The following is an 859-nucleotide window of genomic DNA, read 5'->3' as shown; positions in this document are numbered from 1 at the left end:
GACGGTGAAGCTGAAGGATGCACAGGGTAATGCGTTGACGACCGGAGGGGCGACGGTGGTAATTACGTCGACCTCGGGATCGGTGAGCACCGTCGCCGACAACCATAACGGAACTTATACGGCGACGCTTACGGCACCGGTAGCGGTGGGGACTGCAACGGTCAGTGCTACTGTTGGTGGAACTGCGCTGGGCGGAACGGCAACGGTACAGTTCGTACCCGGAGCACCGTCCAGTGCGAACAGCACCATAGCCGTGGGGAATAGCTCGCTGACGGCGGACGGCACGAGTCAGACAGTAGTGACGGTGAAGCTGAAGGATGCGCACGGCAATGGGTTGTCGGCCGGAGGGGAGACGGTGGTAATTACGTCGACCTCGGGATCGGTGAGTACCGTCACGGACAACCATAACGGGACTTACACGGCGATGCTGACGGCACCGGTAACGGTGGGGACCGCAACGGTCAGTGCCACTGTCGGTGGAACGGCGCTGGGCGGAACGGCAACGGTACAGTTCGTGCCCGGACCACCATCCAGTGCGAACAGCACCATAGCCGTGGGGAATAGCTCGCTGACGGCGGACGGCACGAGTCAGACGGCAGTGACGGTGAAGCTGAAGGATGCACAGGGTAATGGGCTGACGGCCGGAGGGGCGACGGTGGTAATTACGTCGACCTCGGGTACGGTGAGCAGTGTTACGGACAACCATAACGGGACTTACACGGCGATGCTGACGGCGCCGGTAGTGGTGGGGACCGCAACGGTCAGTGCCACTGTTGGTGGAACTGCGCTGGGCGGAACGGCAACGATACAGTTCGTACCCGGAGCACCGTCCAGTGCGAACAGCACCATAGCCGTGGGC

1 protein-coding gene is annotated in these 859 nt (G+C 62.2%); it reads left to right on the top strand.

Features of this window, described 5'->3' with window-relative positions; genetic code table 11:
- Positions 1-4: 4 nt before the first annotated feature.
- The coding region (locus tag A3844_RS06095) for an Ig-like domain-containing protein (protein WP_279629245.1) at positions 5-859 on the top strand (855 nt) is incomplete at its 3' end.

Source organism: Paenibacillus helianthi, assembly GCF_001909055.1.
Classification (GTDB): domain Bacteria; phylum Bacillota; class Bacilli; order Paenibacillales; family Paenibacillaceae; genus Paenibacillus_AQ; species Paenibacillus_AQ helianthi.
Note: the sequence above shows the minus strand (reverse complement) of the source record. Positions and strands in the feature narration are given on the sequence as shown.